Source organism: Anaerolinea thermolimosa, from assembly GCF_001050195.2.
GTDB lineage: Bacteria > Chloroflexota > Anaerolineae > Anaerolineales > Anaerolineaceae > Anaerolinea > Anaerolinea thermolimosa.
This window is the reverse complement of sequence record NZ_DF967970.1, coordinates 80,757-96,488: the sequence shown is the minus strand read 5'-3', so window position 1 is coordinate 96,488 and position 15,732 is coordinate 80,757. Positions and strand designations below refer to the sequence as shown.

At 57.3% G+C, this 15,732-nt stretch carries 15 protein-coding genes; 3 read left to right on the top strand and 12 right to left on the bottom strand.

Going from position 1 to position 15,732, the window contains the following annotated elements; all coding sequences use genetic code 11:
• Position 1: 1 nt before the first annotated feature.
• The 3 genes from ATHL_RS18560 to ATHL_RS18550 form a co-directional block, all read right to left on the bottom strand.
• Positions 2-985, bottom strand: coding sequence for an alpha-ketoacid dehydrogenase subunit beta (locus tag ATHL_RS18560; RefSeq protein WP_062196608.1), 984 nt, complete (start codon positions 983-985; stop codon positions 2-4).
• Positions 978-1,961: a thiamine pyrophosphate-dependent dehydrogenase E1 component subunit alpha gene (locus ATHL_RS18555; protein WP_062196607.1), complete on the bottom strand. Its 984-nt coding sequence runs from the start codon at positions 1,959-1,961 to the stop codon at positions 978-980. The genes ATHL_RS18560 and ATHL_RS18555 overlap by 8 nt, the downstream gene beginning before the upstream one ends.
• Positions 1,962-2,050: 89 nt before the next feature.
• Positions 2,051-2,719: an MgtC/SapB family protein gene (locus tag ATHL_RS18550; RefSeq protein ID WP_062196605.1), complete on the bottom strand. Its 669-nt coding sequence runs from the start codon at positions 2,717-2,719 to the stop codon at positions 2,051-2,053.
• A 169-nt stretch (positions 2,720-2,888) separates the two neighbouring features.
• On the opposite strand from ATHL_RS18550, the gene ATHL_RS18545 reads away from it, so the two are divergent.
• The gene (locus ATHL_RS18545; RefSeq protein ID WP_062196603.1) at positions 2,889-3,284 is read left to right on the top strand and encodes a hypothetical protein; all 396 of its coding nucleotides are present in this window, start codon (positions 2,889-2,891) and stop codon (positions 3,282-3,284) included.
• Here the strand turns inward: ATHL_RS18545 and ATHL_RS18540 are convergent.
• Genes ATHL_RS18540 through ATHL_RS18530 form a run of 3 tightly spaced genes read right to left on the bottom strand, consistent with a single transcriptional unit; the run spans position 3,265 to position 6,755 of the window.
• On the bottom strand, positions 3,265-4,956 hold the full coding sequence (locus tag ATHL_RS18540) for an ATP-binding protein (protein ID WP_062196601.1): 1,692 nt from the start codon (positions 4,954-4,956) through the stop codon (positions 3,265-3,267). The genes ATHL_RS18545 and ATHL_RS18540 overlap by 20 nt on opposite strands.
• A gap of 9 nt (positions 4,957-4,965) precedes the next feature.
• Complete coding sequence (locus tag ATHL_RS18535) at positions 4,966-5,577, bottom strand: hypothetical protein (RefSeq protein ID WP_062196599.1); 612 nt, start codon at positions 5,575-5,577, stop codon at positions 4,966-4,968.
• The gene (locus ATHL_RS18530; RefSeq protein ID WP_062196598.1) at positions 5,574-6,755 is read right to left on the bottom strand and encodes a DNA double-strand break repair nuclease NurA; all 1,182 of its coding nucleotides are present in this window, start codon (positions 6,753-6,755) and stop codon (positions 5,574-5,576) included. Before ATHL_RS18530 ends, ATHL_RS18535 begins: the two co-directional genes overlap by 4 nt.
• Before the next feature lie 140 nt (positions 6,756-6,895).
• Here ATHL_RS18530 and ATHL_RS18525 point away from each other — a divergent pair, with 140 nt between their 5' ends.
• Positions 6,896-7,627, top strand: a complete 732-nt coding sequence (locus tag ATHL_RS18525) for an SIMPL domain-containing protein (RefSeq protein ID WP_062196593.1) — start codon at positions 6,896-6,898, stop codon at positions 7,625-7,627.
• 55 nt (positions 7,628-7,682) lie between these two features.
• Here ATHL_RS18525 and surE read toward each other — a convergent pair whose 3' ends face one another.
• Positions 7,683-8,510: a 5'/3'-nucleotidase SurE gene (surE, locus tag ATHL_RS18520; RefSeq protein ID WP_084001733.1), complete on the bottom strand. Its 828-nt coding sequence runs from the start codon at positions 8,508-8,510 to the stop codon at positions 7,683-7,685.
• Positions 8,503-9,330, bottom strand: coding sequence for a thermonuclease family protein (locus tag ATHL_RS18515; RefSeq protein ID WP_062196589.1), 828 nt, complete (start codon positions 9,328-9,330; stop codon positions 8,503-8,505). Before ATHL_RS18515 ends, surE begins: the two co-directional genes overlap by 8 nt.
• A gap of 93 nt (positions 9,331-9,423) precedes the next feature.
• On the opposite strand from ATHL_RS18515, the gene ATHL_RS18510 reads away from it, so the two are divergent.
• Positions 9,424-10,080: a CBS and ACT domain-containing protein gene (locus tag ATHL_RS18510; RefSeq protein WP_062196587.1), complete on the top strand. Its 657-nt coding sequence runs from the start codon at positions 9,424-9,426 to the stop codon at positions 10,078-10,080.
• A gap of 73 nt (positions 10,081-10,153) precedes the next feature.
• Here ATHL_RS18510 and ATHL_RS18505 read toward each other — a convergent pair whose 3' ends face one another.
• From ATHL_RS18505 to ATHL_RS18490, 4 genes are all read right to left on the bottom strand, one after another.
• Positions 10,154-11,746 carry a S1C family serine protease gene (locus ATHL_RS18505; RefSeq protein ID WP_062196585.1) on the bottom strand — a complete coding sequence of 531 codons (1,593 nt, stop codon included), beginning with the start codon at positions 11,744-11,746 and terminating at the stop codon, positions 10,154-10,156.
• 219 nt (positions 11,747-11,965) lie between these two features.
• Positions 11,966-13,585, bottom strand: a complete 1,620-nt coding sequence (locus ATHL_RS18500; RefSeq protein ID WP_062196583.1) for a tyrosine-protein kinase domain-containing protein — start codon at positions 13,583-13,585, stop codon at positions 11,966-11,968.
• A 5-nt stretch (positions 13,586-13,590) separates the two neighbouring features.
• A complete protein-coding gene (locus ATHL_RS18495) occupies positions 13,591-14,724 on the bottom strand; it encodes a GAF domain-containing protein (RefSeq protein WP_062196582.1) in 1,134 nt (377 codons plus the stop codon).
• A 19-nt stretch (positions 14,725-14,743) separates the two neighbouring features.
• Positions 14,744-15,721: a GHMP family kinase ATP-binding protein gene (locus ATHL_RS18490; protein WP_062196580.1), complete on the bottom strand. Its 978-nt coding sequence runs from the start codon at positions 15,719-15,721 to the stop codon at positions 14,744-14,746.
• Positions 15,722-15,732 lie beyond the last annotated feature (11 nt).

The following is a 15,732-nucleotide window of genomic DNA, read 5'->3' as shown; positions in this document are numbered from 1 at the left end:
ATCAATAAGCGGCCAGAGAGCGAATCTCGCGTAAAATTCGCTCCGGATTAAGCATGAACCACTCCTGCATGGAAGGGCTGAAAGGCACTGCGGGAACATCCGGCCCGCACAGCCGTCGCACAGGGGCATCCAGATCGGTAAAAGCCTCGCTGGCGATAATCGCGGCAATTTCTGCCCCGTAGCCACCGGTAAGGGTGTCTTCGTGAACGATCAGGGCCTTGCCGGTCTTCCTGACCGAGGCCAGAATCGTCTCGCGATCCACCGGTAAAAGCGTGCGCAGGTCAACCACTTCCACCGAAATTCCCTCAGCGGCGGCCTGCACTGCGGCCTCCAGGGCATAATGGTGCATCATCCCGTAAGCAAACAGGCTCAGGTCGTGCCCTTCACGGCTGACCTGCGCCGGGCCGATGGGCACAGTGTAATCACCGGGGGGCACCTCACCCCGGATGAGCCGGTAACCTTTCTTCGGCTCGAAAAAAAGCACCGGGTTGGGGTCGCGCACCGCCGATTTAAGCAGCCCTTTAGCGTCATAAGGATTGGATGGAATGACCACTTTCAACCCCGGAACGTGGGTAAAAAAAGCCTCCACACTCTGCGAATGATACAACCCTCCCCCTACTCCGCCTCCGTAAGGCGCTCTGATCACCATGGGAACCGTCCATTCGCCGTTGGTACGGTAGCACATGCGCGCAACTTCACTGATCAGCTGGTTGAATGCCGGGTAGATAAAGTCGGCGAACTGGATTTCGCACACGGGGCGTAACCCGTAGAGGGCGGCCCCCACCCCTACACCGACAATAGAAGCCTCAGCCAGGGGAGAATCGAACACCCGCAACGCCCCATATTTTTCATACAGCCCCTGAGTGGCCCGGAACACCCCCCCGCGCTTGCCCACATCTTCTCCAATCACCAGCACGCGGTCGTCACGCGCCAGTTCCTCATCCAGCGCCTGCCGGATCGCTTCGATGAGGGTGATTTCAGGCATGACGCACCTCCTCAGCATACACCGGGAAGGCTCCTTCTTCGCCAGGCGGGTAGGGCGTAGCCTCAGCCTGAGCCGCGGCCTCATCAATGATCTGCCGGGCGCGTTCTTCCATGGCATCCACGGCCTGCGGGGTAAGCACCCCCTCTCGTTCCAGCGTGTTCCGCGTTCGGAGCAGTCCGTCATCCTTCTTGTGAGCTTCCACTTCCTCACGCGAGCGATAAGTGCGGTCGTCATCATCTGAAGAGTGCGGGGTGATCCGGTACACACACGTTTCAATCAGAACAGGCCCATGCCCGGCACGGGCGTCTTCCACGGCCTTTTGAAAAGCCGTCAGGCAGGCAAAGGCATCCATGCCATCCACACTGACCCCGGGCAAACCCAGGCCGCGCGCCTTCTCAGCCACACTGTTCACCGCCATTTGCAGGGATACCGGCTCAGAAATGGCATACTGGTTGTTTTGCACATTAAAAACGACTGGCAGGCGGTGAATGGCCGCCCAGTTTACCGCCTCATACCATTCACCCTGCGATGTTCCCCCTTCGCCCACCGTGGTCAGCACCACTTTATCTTCTTTCCGCATCTTGATTCCCATCGCAATCCCTACGGCATGCAGTGTTTGCGTGGAAACCGGCGATGACAAACTGACCACATTCATGGAACGCATACTCCAGTGATTGGGCATCTGCCGTGCGCCGGAGCCTGGCTCTCCGCGCCGGCCCATCAACCCGAGGAAGAAATCCAGAGGGGTGTATCCCAGCGCCAGCATCAACGCCAGATCACGGTAATAAGGCACCACCCAGTCGTATCCGCGCCGAATGGCAAAAGCCGCCCCAACCTGGGCGGCTTCATGCCCGATACCGGAGACGTGAAAGGTGATCTTTCCCTGCCGATGAAGCATCCAGGCACGCTCATCCAGGCGGCGTGCAAGCAACATCGTCCAGAACATCTCCCGCTTGATCTCGGCAGTAACCTCCATGGCAACCTCCCGAATGGTTTTCGAGCTACCCTATCCAGAGCGGTAAGCTCCGATTAAGCAACACCGGAAGCTGCCCATGGGTGCACTTTTTATTCGTATTTGACGACCTTCACCCCCTCAATTTCACTGATCTTTGCCGAAAGCTGTTCCAGCGCCTCACTGCCGTGCACTTTGACCACTGCATCTATCCGCACCCGCTGCCGGCTGACGTTGCGCCGCAAACGGAAGTGATCTACCTCCAGTGAGTTCTGCCGGATCAAATCGCGCACCTGCTGTACCACCCCCGCGCGGTCGATTGCATAGACCGAAAACTGAGCCGAGATGTTCGGAATGATCATTCGGTTTTCCACACGTGTGAGCACGATGAGCACCACCAGCAAAAGGGCCGTCACCCCGGCGGCCGCCAGAAGATAACCCGCCCCCACCGCCAGCCCCACCACGGCCATCGTCCATAAAGAAGCCGCCGTGGTCAGCCCTTTGACGGTCGGGCCGAAACGCAAAATCGCCCCAGCCCCCAGGAAGCCGATCCCCGAAAGCACCTGAGCCGCCAGGCGGGCAGGGTCTCCATTGGGCACCAGTCCCCGAAATTGCATCGCCAGGTTAATGGAAAGCACCATCGCCAGGGTGGAGCCGCACACCAGCACAATATGCGTGCGTAACCCCGCCGGTTGACTCTGCCGTTCACGCTCGAGTCCCACCAGCATCCCCAGCCCGGCGGCAATGAGAATGCGAAGGAGGATCTCACCATCCGTAATCATGCTGCACCTCCAGAGCTCTTGTAAATGAAAGATCAAGATAATGACCGCGCCCTCAAAAAACACCCATCCCAAAATAGACAATGGATGTATGATAAATATACCTTACCCTGCAATCCTGCGCGGGGTTCTTAGGGTAGAGGGATATCCTGGCCTTTTTCTGGAGGAATGAATGGAAAAGCGTTACCGTGCGTTGCGTATCATCGGCTCAGCGTACAAGATCCTTGGAGCCATCGTTCTGGTGATCACCATCGTGGGTGCATTGGGCATCTGCCTGGCCGGCATTGTGGGCGGCACCGCCCTGCGCGATTTTTCCCGCGAGTTTGGCCCCGGCATGCGTAGCATGGGGGTTCTCGGCGGTGCCATCGGGGGCATCCTTTCTGCCCTGATCACCCTGGTCTTCGGCGGGGTCGGCGGCCTGACGGTCTACGCCACCGGTGAAGCGATTTACCTGCTGATTGATATTGAGGAAAATACCCGCGCCACCCGGCTGGCCCACCAGCAGCCACCTTACCAGCCCGCAGTGCCTCCCGCGACTCCACCGGAGGTCAAAAACCCAGTTCCTTGAGGATTTCGGCTTCCGATTTTTTACCCGGGGCGCGCTGACCGAACAATTCTACCCAGAATTGCTCATCGTAACGGCGCGAACGCACCGGGATAGGCATGGGCACACCCCACCCCAGCAGAAGCACCTCTTCTTTGGGTTGCAGGCGTGCCAGCATACCCCGCAGGGCATCTTTTCCGGCCAGGCCGGAGAGAACCGCCTGAATATCCAGATCGTCACCCAGCCAGCCCGAAATCCGCGTGCCGAGCTGTGACATGACCTCATCGTAAATCTGCGATGGCCGCTGATCGATGATCAACAGGGTGACGTAATATTTGCGCATCTCACGGGCAATGGTGCTGAAGGCCGTCTGCGCCGCCACTTCACGGTTGAGAAGTTTGTGCGCTTCTTCAACCACGATCACAAGAGGGCGGGGCTTCAGCTCGGGTTTTCCCTCGCGCAGGTAGTCACCGGTCTTCTTCTCCCAGGCAGCACGAATACGCCGGGTGAGGATATTGGCCACCAGCAGATAGTCCAGATCGGTTTCGAACCGCCCAAAAGAAAGCACCACGTGCTGGCCGGCTTCCAGGGCTTTGATAATTTCACCCACGGTGTCGGCGGCAGGGCGCTCAACGATATACTCCCGTTCGAACACCCGCCCCAGCTTGCCATACAGGCCCTCAGCCGCGGCGGGGTGCACCCCTGCCCGCTGAGCCCAGGCGGCCACACTGTCGGACGCATCCACAAGTTTGCCCTCCTCGTTCTCCACCTTGGCGCCGTAACGCATCTTTTTAAACTCATGGAACCAGCGGGGGCCAAACTCTCGTTCCAGGGCCGCCAGAGTGGCGGGGGTGGTTTCTTTAAGGTTAAGTTCGCGGGTGAGCATTTCAATATCGGCGGGGTCAATGTCGTTCTCGGCAATTTCCAGGTTGAAATCTGGCTGTACCCCGCGAAAATCACTCGTCCGCCCCAGCCCCACCAGCCGCACCCGCGAACGGAATTTCGACTTAAGCCCCGGCAGAGTCACATTCCGATCCGAGTCGTGCACATCGGGGCCATACTCGTTGTGCATATCAAAAATCAACGCTCCGGCCACGTTATGGTAGATCAGCCCTGCCAGTACAATCCGGGTAAGGAAAGACTTTCCCGTGCCGGTAGCGCCAAAAATACCCGCCGAGCGCTGCACCAGCTTGTCCAGATCAATACACACGGGGTGCCCCTGTTCACGGGTGTAGCCGATGACGTAATTTCCCTTTTCCCTGGGGTCACCAAAAATTTGCGCCACATCGCCCAGATCTGCCAGGCGCACACGGGCATGGTGCGCAGGGATGGTTTTGATGGGCACCGGATGTTCAAAGAGAGGCTCCCCCACCTGCGGACTGTGCACCATCAGTGCCGGGAGCACCTCCAGGTTGGTATACAGGGTTTGCCCGTGCAGGAGCGCGGCCATACCGGCGGGCAGGCGTTCTTCGCTTTGCTCGTCGGCAAAACGCGGGTCGGTGGCACCCAGCTGTAAATCGGTCACCAGGCCGTAAAAGAGCCAGTCACCGCTCTCGGTAACGACAAACGCGCCTTCCTGAACCGTATGCGCTGGCACCGTGAGACGCACCCGCAGGTTTTCCTTGAGCCCGCCGCCGACGATATACCCGATCACCTGCCCATTTTGGAGATTACCACTCAATTGGACTCGTTCCATGCTTCCCTCTCATTCCTCCATGACTTCAGAAAGCGCTCCCAGCACGCTCATCAGCGTGGGGTAATCGTCCCGTAACAGGGTGATCAGTTCCTGCACGGCCTGATTGCGCCACTCGGGACGCCCCGCGGCAGATTGTGCCCGCTGGGCCTGGTTTACATGGGCGGCCAGCAGTTCGCCCACGGGGACTTCTCCGGCCATGGCAAGAATATGCCTGAAGTACCCAAAACGCCCCACTGCGGTAAACGCGGCCACCTCCGCCTCGGTGCACGGGTATATTGCATCCAGACTGAGCGGTGGACGCGGCGGAAGGAGATGCCAGATGCGCCTGTTCTCCTGATACCCCACATGCAACACCGAAAACTCCACCGGCACATTCCGGTTCAGGCGGTTATCGGCCAGCACTTCCGGAGATACCTGTTCAGCAGTCACCAGTTGCCTCACCAGGCCGTCATCATCGATATGGATGTCATAGACCATCCCGAAAATCTGATATTCCTCCCCCGTGAAGGGAATACGCACCAGGCTCCCAAAAGCCGGTGCCCCTGCCTGAGAGACCCGGCAACCCACCACACAGAACCGGGTGCTGGCGCGCAGTAATCGACCCATCTCGTATGCGTTCATGCGTTGATCCGTGTCCTTCCCTGCAATTCTTTGGCCCACTGCTTGTTCGATGGATTCTCCGGCTCCACTCCCTGACGTCGGAGTTCGGCCTGGATCATGCGTTCGATCTCCTCAATTTCATCCGGGTGCACCACGGCCACCTCATGCGCCCGATGCAAAAGATACGGGTAGGGGCGCGCCCCCAGTTGAGCCGATTGCTCCACCAGCACCTCCTGAAGCAGGTTGAGCAGCACGGGTTCCTCCGCCACCCAGCGGGGAACTTCAACCCGGGCAATTTGCGCATGTCCCGCGCGCCCCACATTGAGATAAAAACAGTAGAGCGCCAGCTTATCGGTGAAAGGGTTGGGTTCTGGCAGGCGCATGGCCAGCACTGCCGAACGCTCCCCCGGCCCCAGCAGGCGAGCGAATAAATCGCGGTCGCGCACCGGCCAGAGCGGGCGTTCACGCCCGGCTTCACCCAGCTTATTTTCGCGCGCCAGCAACGCCAGCTCTAACAACCCCACCAGATAATCACTGCGCGGTTTATCCACATAACCGGCGGCGGCCGTTCGTGGCGCGGCCAGTTCCCGCAACACCCCCAGGTATTCCTTTAGTTTTTCTTCGAAAAACTTGCTTTCCTGCCCCTGCCCGAACAACTGCAGGGGGCCATCGGTCAGGGTAACCACCAGCTGTCCTGCCTGGCTGTGGGGATGCGCCAGCTCCATTAAGAGCCTTCGCTCTTCCAGGTCGCGCCAGATCGCCACATCCGCATCCGACATCGGTCGCCGGTCAATGGTGCAATCCTCGCCAAAACGCAGGCTGGTATGGATTTGCTCCCGCGGTGGCTCGCCTGGTCGAAAGCAAACCGCCCCCACATTGATGGCAATAAACTCCACTGCGCCATGCCGCCCCGGGTTGATCTGAGACCCATCCGCGGCCAGCAGGACACGTGGTTGCCCCGATACCGTCAGCGGGGCCGCCGTGTCCAACGGCTCAGCACCGGCCAGTGCACACCGCAGGCCAGGGTTGAAGCGCCCCCCGCGTTCGGCCAGAGTGTTCAGGTACTCACCCTCTCCGGCCAGCTCATGGAGCAATTGCCAGGCCTGCTCACGGAGTGCCTCTAACCACGCCTGGCGCAACCGCGCCTTTTGCCCCATGTTCCGAATCTGTTCCAACGCCTGCTGATAATGGATGGGCATATCTCACCTAGAACATTTGTTTCTTCCATTATACTGTAATTCTATTCTGTTATTCGTTCAAAATAATCGTCTCAATGGGAACTTTTAGCCATTGGGTGCGTCTTACCTGCAGAATAACCTACTACCACAGGAGACCTGTTATGAAACACAACCGTTTATCCGTACTTCTCTTCCTCGGACTGATCCTGGTTCTGGCCCTCTCGGCCTGCCAGGCGGCGCCTATCACAACCTCCAGGGATTCCAGCATTCCTTACCCCCGGCAACTCAATGTTTCTGGCAACGGGAAGGTCTACCTCGCCCCTGATGTGGCGTATGTGAATGTCGGTGTACACAGCCAGGCCGAGAACGTGACCGACGCTCTGAATCAGAACAACGCCAAAGCCCAGGCCATCGCCAATACCCTGAAAGAACTGGGCATCGACGAAAAAGACATTCAGACCTCTGCCTTCAATATCTTCCCTCAACAGCAATTCGATAACGAAGGCAAGCTCACCGGCACGATCTACATGGTCGATAACGTGGTCAATGTGACCGTGCGTGACCTGAGCATCCTGGGCAAGTTACTCGACGCCGCCGTCCGTTCAGGCGCCAACACCATCAACAGCATCAACTTTGATGTGCTCGATAAAACCGCCGCCATTACCGAAGCGCGCAAGCTGGCCGTAGAAGACGCCCAGCGGCAGGCGCAGGAACTGGCCGCTGCCGCCGGGGTGCAACTGGGCGATCTGATCTCGATGAATAGCTATGCCAGCTCTGGCCCGGCTGTCATGTACGACATGAAAGGCGGGGTTGGGGCCAGCGGGCAGGTGCCCGTCAGCGCCGGGCAGTTACAGATCAGCGTGGATGTCAACCTCAGCTACGAGATTAAGTAACCACTCCCTTCTCGGCTCACCCACTCCCCCGGGCATATCGGCCCGGGGGGTTTTTTTACGTCCCTTCGAAGAGCATCTCCAGGGTGGTGAAGTCTGTCCGCGAAGTCAGGTCAATGCTGATCGGTGTGACCGAAATCACCCGGTCAAACACCAGCGCATAAATATCCGAATCGGGCTCCAGCGAGGTTTCATCCACCTGCACCCTGGCCGAGACGAACCCTCGTTCCTGCCAGCCTCCCTCACGGATCAGGTAGGGCATGTAATACCGCTGGCGTGACTGCCTTGTCACCCGCCAGGGAGTCTGCGGGGTAGCATCTGCGGGAATATCCACCTTAAGCAGATCCACATCGGCAGGCAGGGAGCGTGAGAGCATCGCGCGGGCAAAACGCGCGGTAAAATCCGCCGCTACACTGAAGTCCAGGTCGTGATAGGCGTACCAGTCTTCGCTGAAGATCTGCAAAGAAACCGCCAGCGCCGGCACACCCAGCGCAGCAGCCTCCATTGCCGCCCCCACCGTCCCCGAAATTGTCACGCCACTGCCCACATTCTCACCGTAATTAATCCCCGACACCACCAGGTCAGGCCGGCGCGGCAGAATCTCCAGAAGAGCGTGTAATACTGCCTGAGCAGGGGTGCCGCCCACCGCGTAGGCCTCCACGTCCTCCAGCGAGTCGAGCGTCACCCGTTCGATCTTCCCGTCTGTCGTCACCGGCAGGCTGCGCCCGGCACTGGTTTGCTGTTCGCGGGGAGCAGCCACCACCAACCGGCCCAGTTCCCGCAGAGAACGGGCGGCGGCGGCAATTCCCGGAGATTGAATGCCATCATCATTGGTAAGAAGGATCAACTTTTCCTGTTCCGTCATCGTTTCTAAAACCTCATTCATCGCAGGCCAGCCCGTTATGATCGGGGTCAAGCCCGGTATTCCGGTAATCTCCACAGGCGTTGTAACAGGCCTGTGCCGCCGATTGACTGGAAAAATCAGCACAGGTATAGCGCACGGTGCAATCGCACCCCGACTCAGAGAGGGTGCCCCCCGGAAGCATCGGGGTGCCCTCGGCCAGCCCCCAGTAGCCAAGCTTCTCCTGCCGTGCCAGGGCCTCTGCGGCTAACAACACCGCCTGGCAGGTCTGCGCTGGCGGAGAAAACCCCGGCAGGGCCAGCCCTCGCCGAATCAGCTCAAAATTGACCAGCACATCTCCCACCAGCACATAACGCAGGCGGTTCCCCCGCTCGTCCAGATCTACAAGATCAGAGACCAGTGTCACCCTTTGCCCTTCAACCAGCTGGCGGTTGAAGGCCGCGGAAGCCTGGCCATCGCCCACCGGGTCTACCCCCAGATAGCGCACAAAATACCGCCGTCCACCTTCCTTGACCTCAATGACAGACCCGCTCACCACCGCGCTCACCTGTCCCTCAGTACGCGGCGCATCAGGCGCCAGGCAACTTAACGGATTGAGAGGAGTGGGCGAAGGCGTAACCGTCGGCCAGGGACTGGGGGTGGGCGTTTCGGAAGGTGTCAGGGTTGGCCATGGCGTGACCGAAGGGGGCAGGGAGGCTGATGGCGTCGGGGAAGCCCCTTCGGTTGAAGCGCCTACCCCTGATTGTATCCAGAAGAACACCCCTCCCAGGCCGCCAAGCGCCAGCAAAAACACCAGCAGAAGCAATGCGTCTTGCGCTCCATGCACTTTTGGATGAGAAGACATAGGCGCATTATACCAAGCTGCTGCATCCGCGCGCATTCCGGTTTACAATAGAAGGCAGACCATCCGCATGTACTTCAGAAGGAGGATTCCACCATGTTTGTTGGAGAACGCATGTCTCACCCTGTGCTGACCATCACCCCGGACGTGCCGGTGCAGGATGCGCTCGCCCGGATGCGGAAAGATAAAGTGCGCCGCTATCCTGTGCTCGATAAACGCGGCAAATTGATCGGCATTGTGACCGACTCAGACCTGATGAACGCCTCACCCTCAGAAGCCACCACGCTCAGCGTCTGGGAGATCAATTATCTTCTTTCAAAAATCACCGTGGAACGGGTCATGACCCGCGAAGTGATCACCACCACCGAAGACACCACCGTCGAAGAAGCCGCCAGCCTGATGGCCGATAAAAAAATCGGCGGGTTGCCGGTGATGCGCGGAGAACGCCTGGTAGGGATGATCACCGAAACCGACATCTTCAAAATCTTCCTGGAAATGCTCGGCGCCCGCTCTGCAGGTGTGCGCATCACGGTAGAAGTGCCCGACACTCCCGGCAAGCTCTATGAACTGGCGGGCGCCATTTACCGGCTGGGCGGCAATATTCACGGCATGGGAGCCATCCAGGGAGAGAGCAGCCAGACGCGCACCCTCACCTTCAAAGTGGCCGACGTGCCCCTGGATGAACTCAAACAGGCCTTCGAGCCCCTTGTAGAAAAAATCATCGATATTCGCCAGGAAACAGGCACCGTCTGAATCACACCGGAGTAAAAAAGGCGGGCAGGGGTTTCCCTGCCCGCCTTAGGTTCAGCGCCGTTCAGCCCTCGTATCAGGGCAGAGGGCCAATGACATCAAAGGTGCGCCGAATTTCATCCAGAGCGGCCAGATCGGCATCGCTCATGATATTCACCATAAGGGTGACCAGGAAGGCCGTCTTATTTTGCTGGGGGCGAGCCGAAAGCAACACTACCGTATTGGTAGTCCCCGCGCACTTTTCAAAGACATCATACGCACCCTCAAAAGCACTGTCTTTGTAATCATAGCGACCGGCATAGTCACAATCGGCCCTGAGGCCGTCACGATACAGGTCAAGAATCTGAATATACCCCCCCAGTTTGGCCAGGTCATCCGAAACAGCAAAGAAGACACCCGGTTCATCCCAGGCGTTATTGAAGTTGTACAGACTTGCCGCCGCGGTAATGCTGGCGCCGATAATTTCACCATCCAGCACCCACGCACTGCCATCCACCTCACTCCACGTCGCCGGAATGTTCACCTGGATCGAATTGTAATCATCCTGCACGGTAACAAACCCGCTGTAGTTCTCTGTAGTACTCTCCGTCTGGCCGCCCAGTTCACCGGCGAAGGAAAAACTTGTCTCCAGGGGCTTGCCGTTCAGCTGGCCCGCCAGATACTCACTGGAGGCAAAACGCAGCACCTCGATGGAAATGGTGTCGGTTTCATTGCGGGTACGTAGAATGCCACAGTAATCTTTCATCGAGCCATCCGTGGCCAGGATCAACCCTTCCATGGTGGTGATAATGTCGCCGCCTTTGACCCCCGCCTTATCCGCCGGAGAACCCGATTTCACCGAAGACACCCAGATTCCGGAGAGGGAACCATCTTCCGAGGTCACCGCCTGGCCGTTAACCCCGATGGATTCAAAATCGCCTTCTTTGAGCTTCTCGACGACCGACATGGCTTCCTGAGCGCGGATGGCAAAGTTCTGGTCGTATCGATCGTTGCCAGCATAATTGATTCCCACCACCTTCCCGGTGGCATCGACCAGCGGGCCGCCTGAATTTCCTCCGCGAATGCGCGCGTCATGCTCGATCACTGCCGGAACCGAAGCCCAGTAGCTCTCGCCATTGGCCCTGGCTTTGGAGACAATCCCCTTGGTGAGGGTGTATTCCGGGTCGCCCAGGGGGAATCCCGCCGCATAAACCTCAAGGCCGGGCTCCACCGAGCCGGTATATATCTCCAGATAAGGATACCCCTCACCCTCAATGTCGATCAACGCCAGATCCCAGCATTCCGAAACGCCAAGCACCTTTGCCGAACGCGGCTCACGCTCACCGCCTACCCAGACCTTTAACAGCGCGGCGCCTGTGACCACATGGTTATTGGTCACCGCCAGCCCCGAGGGGTCGATGATAAAGCCCGTTCCCCGCCCGGCGGCATTGTAAACGGTGCCCACCTGAGGGTCTACAAAAGTTCCCTGAGCTTCGATCTGAACCGTGGCCTTTTTAACCTGCTCAAGGCTCGAAACCACATTAGAAACCGTAGCTGTGGGCTCCGGGGTGCTGGTCGCAACCGGGGCCGGGGTCTCCGTAGGCTGAGAACCTCCGCCCCCTGTAAACGCACAGGCCATGCTCACCATCGCCAGAATCAGCAGTCCAACTATCCATGGATGGCGTTTCATAAATCAAGCTCTCCTTTTTATAAAATAATAAGAGGAAAATCACCCGCTGATCTGACTGTGAGGGACGGCTTTCGGCAGAGAAACCCGACCTTTTCAGCATATCAGCCTGACCCTTTTAATGATTTTATCATAATGGAGATTGCTAAACTCCATAATTACCTTGCTTTTGCCTTACAATCGCCGGTAAAAAAGCGCCCTTCAGGAAGGATACTCCCCCTCTTACTTGCCTGAAAAAGTCAACTCGCTTTTCTTGGGCACTTTTTTATCTTCGTCTTCTTCGCGCTTCTTTTTCTTCTCATAATACCCGTAAGGCAGGTAATAACGATACCCGCCATAATACCCGATGCGCTTTAATGGAATGCGGTTCAGCACCACACCGATGATCTTTCCACCCGCCATGGCAATCCGCTCTTTCATCACCCGCGCCATTTCCCGGCTGGTATAGCCAGGACGGATAACAGTAATCACGCCATCCACTTTGGCGGCAAAGATCATCGCATCTGAGACCAGGAAGGGCGAGCTATCGATCAAAATAATATCCGCCAGGGGTTTTAATTCACACAGAAGATTTTCCACCTTCTCGGCCGTGAGCAGCAGATCGGGGAGCACGGCTTCATCGCCTACGGTGATCAGCCGCAGACCGCCGCCGTCCCAGGTGCGAAGCGCCTTCTCCACACTGAGCTTGCCTTGCAGAACATCGGTCAACCCACGACGGTCTGAAATGTCAAAGAACTCATGCAACGAAGGCTTCCGCAAATCGCCATCCACCAGAATGACCCTTTTCCCGCCCTGTGAGAAGCTCACCGCGAGGTTGGCCGCCACCGAGGTTTTCCCGTCTCCGGTATCAGGACTGGTGATCAGCAACGCCAGGGGGCCGTTATCCAGGTTTTGCAGTTCAATGTTCGCGCGCAGGGTTCGGAAGGCTTCTGCCATGAGTGAACGGGGATGCCTGGCCACATAGAGGCTGGCATTGGCTTTGCGCCCCAGGTCAGAGATATACCCCACGATAGGAGCGTCTATCAACCGGGCCAGCTCTTCCGGGTTCTGAATGGCTTCATCGAGATACTCCAGCAAATAGGCACAGCCTGCTCCCAGAACCAGCCCCGCCATGCCACACAGAGCGATGATCAGATAACGATTGGGACCGGTCGGTCTGACGGGCAGCGAAGCTGGCTCAATGACCTGCAAGATATTGGTGATGTTCTCCTTACTGCTGGAAAGCAGATTAGCGTAGTTGGTGCGCAACAGGCTGAGCTTATCCTCCAGGGTACGCAACTCGGCCTTGGCCTGTTCTATCTCGTGGGCACTGGTCAGCCCTCCCAGAGAATCCTGCCTGGCAACCAGTTCTTTCTCGGTCGCCACGATCTGCTCCTGAAGCTTCTGGAGCTGCTCCTGTATGAAAGCCTCATTATTCGAATTTACTTCCTTACTGCCCGGACTGACCAGAATCAACTGGTTGGCCAGCTCAGACGCCACATGCATGGCGCGCTCCGGGCTGGTATCAATCACGTCAATCTCGATGAACTGGCCATTTCCAAACGTCTTGACCACATACTTGGGCAACCAGGTCATTCCCAGAGCTTTTTTCACTCCCTCCTGCACTGGCTCGCGATAGGCCATATCGGAATACAAACTGCTCAACTGCTGATTGAGCCAGAAATCGTTGCTCGAGGGGTTGGCTTCCAAAAGTGTCCGCCCGATCATCAGCGTGGTACGTGCCGTGTATACCGCGGGTTGATCACGCAGGATGAAATAGGCTGTGCCGGTTGCCAGCGCCGCAGCTGCCAGGAGGAGCCACCACCATTTAAAGATCGGAGCCAGGTAGGGACGAATATCCATAGGAATTACCTTTGCCGGTTGAAAATCTGGAATGTGAGAAACACCGCCACCGTTGTGAGCAGAGAAAGATCATCCTCAGTGAACTGGCTGGTATCGTTTCGCGCCAGAGTCAACACACCGGTCACCCGGTTGCGCGCAATGAGAGGAACACTGATCACCGAACGTGATCCATGCCGGCCAATTTCCCAGGCTCGCGGCAGCCAGCGCGGGTCATTCTGCGTATCAGGAACCAGCGCCGATGCCTGATTTTTGATCACCCAGCCAGCCAGGCCCTCTTTGAATACATCCACCAGTTGTTGTTTGATGCCAGGCTGTACCTTGCCCGCATATGCCAGAATGCCATCGGTAATATTGCCATTTTCATCCACCACCAGGAAACTCCCACTTGTAGCCCCGATGCTTTCCACCGTCAGTTGAAGGATACGTTGCAACAGATCATAAACTTCGGTGTAGTTGTTCATTTCCTGACTGATGGCATTCAAGAGATCGTAAGTATTGCGGATGGGCCTGCTATCCACCCTGGAAGCAGCCAAGCGGTTAGAGGCGCCAAACAGAGCCGCCAGCTGTTCAATGAACGGTTTGGATTGAGTCATCTCCCGAATGGTGGAAATGACCATGTGCTCAATCATCAGATGAATATCCTCCACCTGTTCAATACGGTTGGAAGGCACATGTACATGGAGTTTCACCATTCCGCCCAGCTTACCACCGTTGAACCCTGTTAACCCGATTGTAAAGGCATTGGCCATGTTGGCAAGCTCTACTGCTTTGAGCACATTGGGCGAGTTCCCGCTGGCCGAAATGGCAATCACCACATCGTCTTCCCGCACCAGCCCGGCCAGCTGTTGAGAAAAGATCATCTCATAGCCTTCATCATTGGCATAGGCTGTAATCGAAGCCACATTGTCGGTCAGGCCGATCACCCGAAAATGAGGCAATCCCGAAACGCGTGTGTTTTTAGCCAGGTCACACACAAAATGAGAAGCCGTGGTGGCACTCCCGCCATTGCCCATCACAAAAACCTGGTGGTCATGCAATCGCGCTCTGACGAGCACGTCTACCATCTCCTGAATAGCCGTCATGGGGATGAGGTCGAGGGTCTGATGCAAATCATTAATATATTTCCGGATGTTGTCCATATGACTCCTCCCTTAAACATCAACGTCGATAATTAAAGATGACTTTCACGCCATCCCGCTCCAGGCGGAATGGCAATTCCTGAAGATGGCCCATAGCGTGGCGCACAGCATCCTGGCGCTCTCGCGGGCAATACAACAAAAGAAAACCCCCGCCCCCTGCTCCAGTGATTTTACCACCCAGGGCGCCGGCCTTTCTGGCCGTGTCGTACAGGGCATCAATCTCACCATTGCTGATGCGGCTGGCCAGTTTCTTTTTTAATTTCCAGGCCTGGTCAAGCATACTCCCGATGGCGTCCAGATTACCATGTTCCAGTTCTTTTCTTGCCAGACAGGCCATTTCTCTCATTTCACGTAACACCTGAAGCCGGTCCTGGATGTTCGCCTTCTGCTCGGTGAGGATCGAATCGGCCTGCCGCCCCACACCGGTGTAGAACAGAAGGAAGTTTTCGTCCAGTTGCCGTTTCAGGTCTGCCGAGATAGGAATCCTCGTTCCAATCACCTGTCCATCGGGGCGGAATTCAAAGAAACGCAACCCGCCATAAGCAATCGCGTACTGATCCTGCACCCCGATGGGCTTCTGTAGACGTTCAATTTCAATCTGACAGGCCTCACGCGCCAGCTGTTCGGCAGTTACCGTCTCACCCAGGTAGGTGTACATGGCCAGCAACGCTCCAGCCGTGACGGCGCTCGAAGACCCCAGCCCCGAGCCCGCTGAAGGAATGTCTCCCATGGTGGTAATCTCCACCCCCTGGCTGATCCCTGTGAGGCGCAATGCCTCGCGGATCAACTCATGTTTGAGTTCATCCACCGTGTCCACCATTTCGGTCTGGGTATACCCCACGCGTAGCTTGGCATCGAACCGGTTCTTGATCGTCACAAAAATGTACTTATCAATCGTCGAGGTCAGCACACATCCCCCCTCCTGCCGGTAAAAATCAGGGAAGTCGGTACCGCCTCCGAAGAAACTAATGCGCAAGGGCGCCTGTACGATGATCATAAGCCTCTTTT

Excerpts from the sequence above, each read along its gene's own strand:
- surE (WP_084001733.1), bottom strand. The coding sequence starts at position 8,510 with ATGAATGAGGTTTTAGAAACGATGACGGAACAGGAAAAGTTGATCCTT.
- ATHL_RS18550 (WP_062196605.1), bottom strand. The coding sequence starts at position 2,719 with ATGATTACGGATGGTGAGATCCTCCTTCGCATTCTCATTGCCGCCGGG.
- ATHL_RS18510 (WP_062196587.1), top strand. The coding sequence starts at position 9,424 with ATGTTTGTTGGAGAACGCATGTCTCACCCTGTGCTGACCATCACCCCG.
- ATHL_RS18545 (WP_062196603.1), top strand. The coding sequence starts at position 2,889 with ATGGAAAAGCGTTACCGTGCGTTGCGTATCATCGGCTCAGCGTACAAG.
- ATHL_RS18515 (WP_062196589.1), bottom strand. The coding sequence starts at position 9,330 with ATGTCTTCTCATCCAAAAGTGCATGGAGCGCAAGACGCATTGCTTCTG.
- ATHL_RS18540 (WP_062196601.1), bottom strand. The coding sequence starts at position 4,956 with ATGGAACGAGTCCAATTGAGTGGTAATCTCCAAAATGGGCAGGTGATC.
- ATHL_RS18525 (WP_062196593.1), top strand. The coding sequence starts at position 6,896 with ATGAAACACAACCGTTTATCCGTACTTCTCTTCCTCGGACTGATCCTG.
- ATHL_RS18500 (WP_062196583.1), bottom strand. The coding sequence starts at position 13,585 with ATGGATATTCGTCCCTACCTGGCTCCGATCTTTAAATGGTGGTGGCTC.
- ATHL_RS18490 (WP_062196580.1), bottom strand. The coding sequence starts at position 15,721 with ATGATCATCGTACAGGCGCCCTTGCGCATTAGTTTCTTCGGAGGCGGT.
- ATHL_RS18535 (WP_062196599.1), bottom strand. The coding sequence starts at position 5,577 with ATGAACGCATACGAGATGGGTCGATTACTGCGCGCCAGCACCCGGTTC.
- ATHL_RS18505 (WP_062196585.1), bottom strand. The coding sequence starts at position 11,746 with ATGAAACGCCATCCATGGATAGTTGGACTGCTGATTCTGGCGATGGTG.
- ATHL_RS18560 (WP_062196608.1), bottom strand. The coding sequence starts at position 985 with ATGCCTGAAATCACCCTCATCGAAGCGATCCGGCAGGCGCTGGATGAG.
- ATHL_RS18530 (WP_062196598.1), bottom strand. The coding sequence starts at position 6,755 with ATGCCCATCCATTATCAGCAGGCGTTGGAACAGATTCGGAACATGGGG.
- ATHL_RS18555 (WP_062196607.1), bottom strand. The coding sequence starts at position 1,961 with ATGGAGGTTACTGCCGAGATCAAGCGGGAGATGTTCTGGACGATGTTG.
- ATHL_RS18495 (WP_062196582.1), bottom strand. The coding sequence starts at position 14,724 with ATGGACAACATCCGGAAATATATTAATGATTTGCATCAGACCCTCGAC.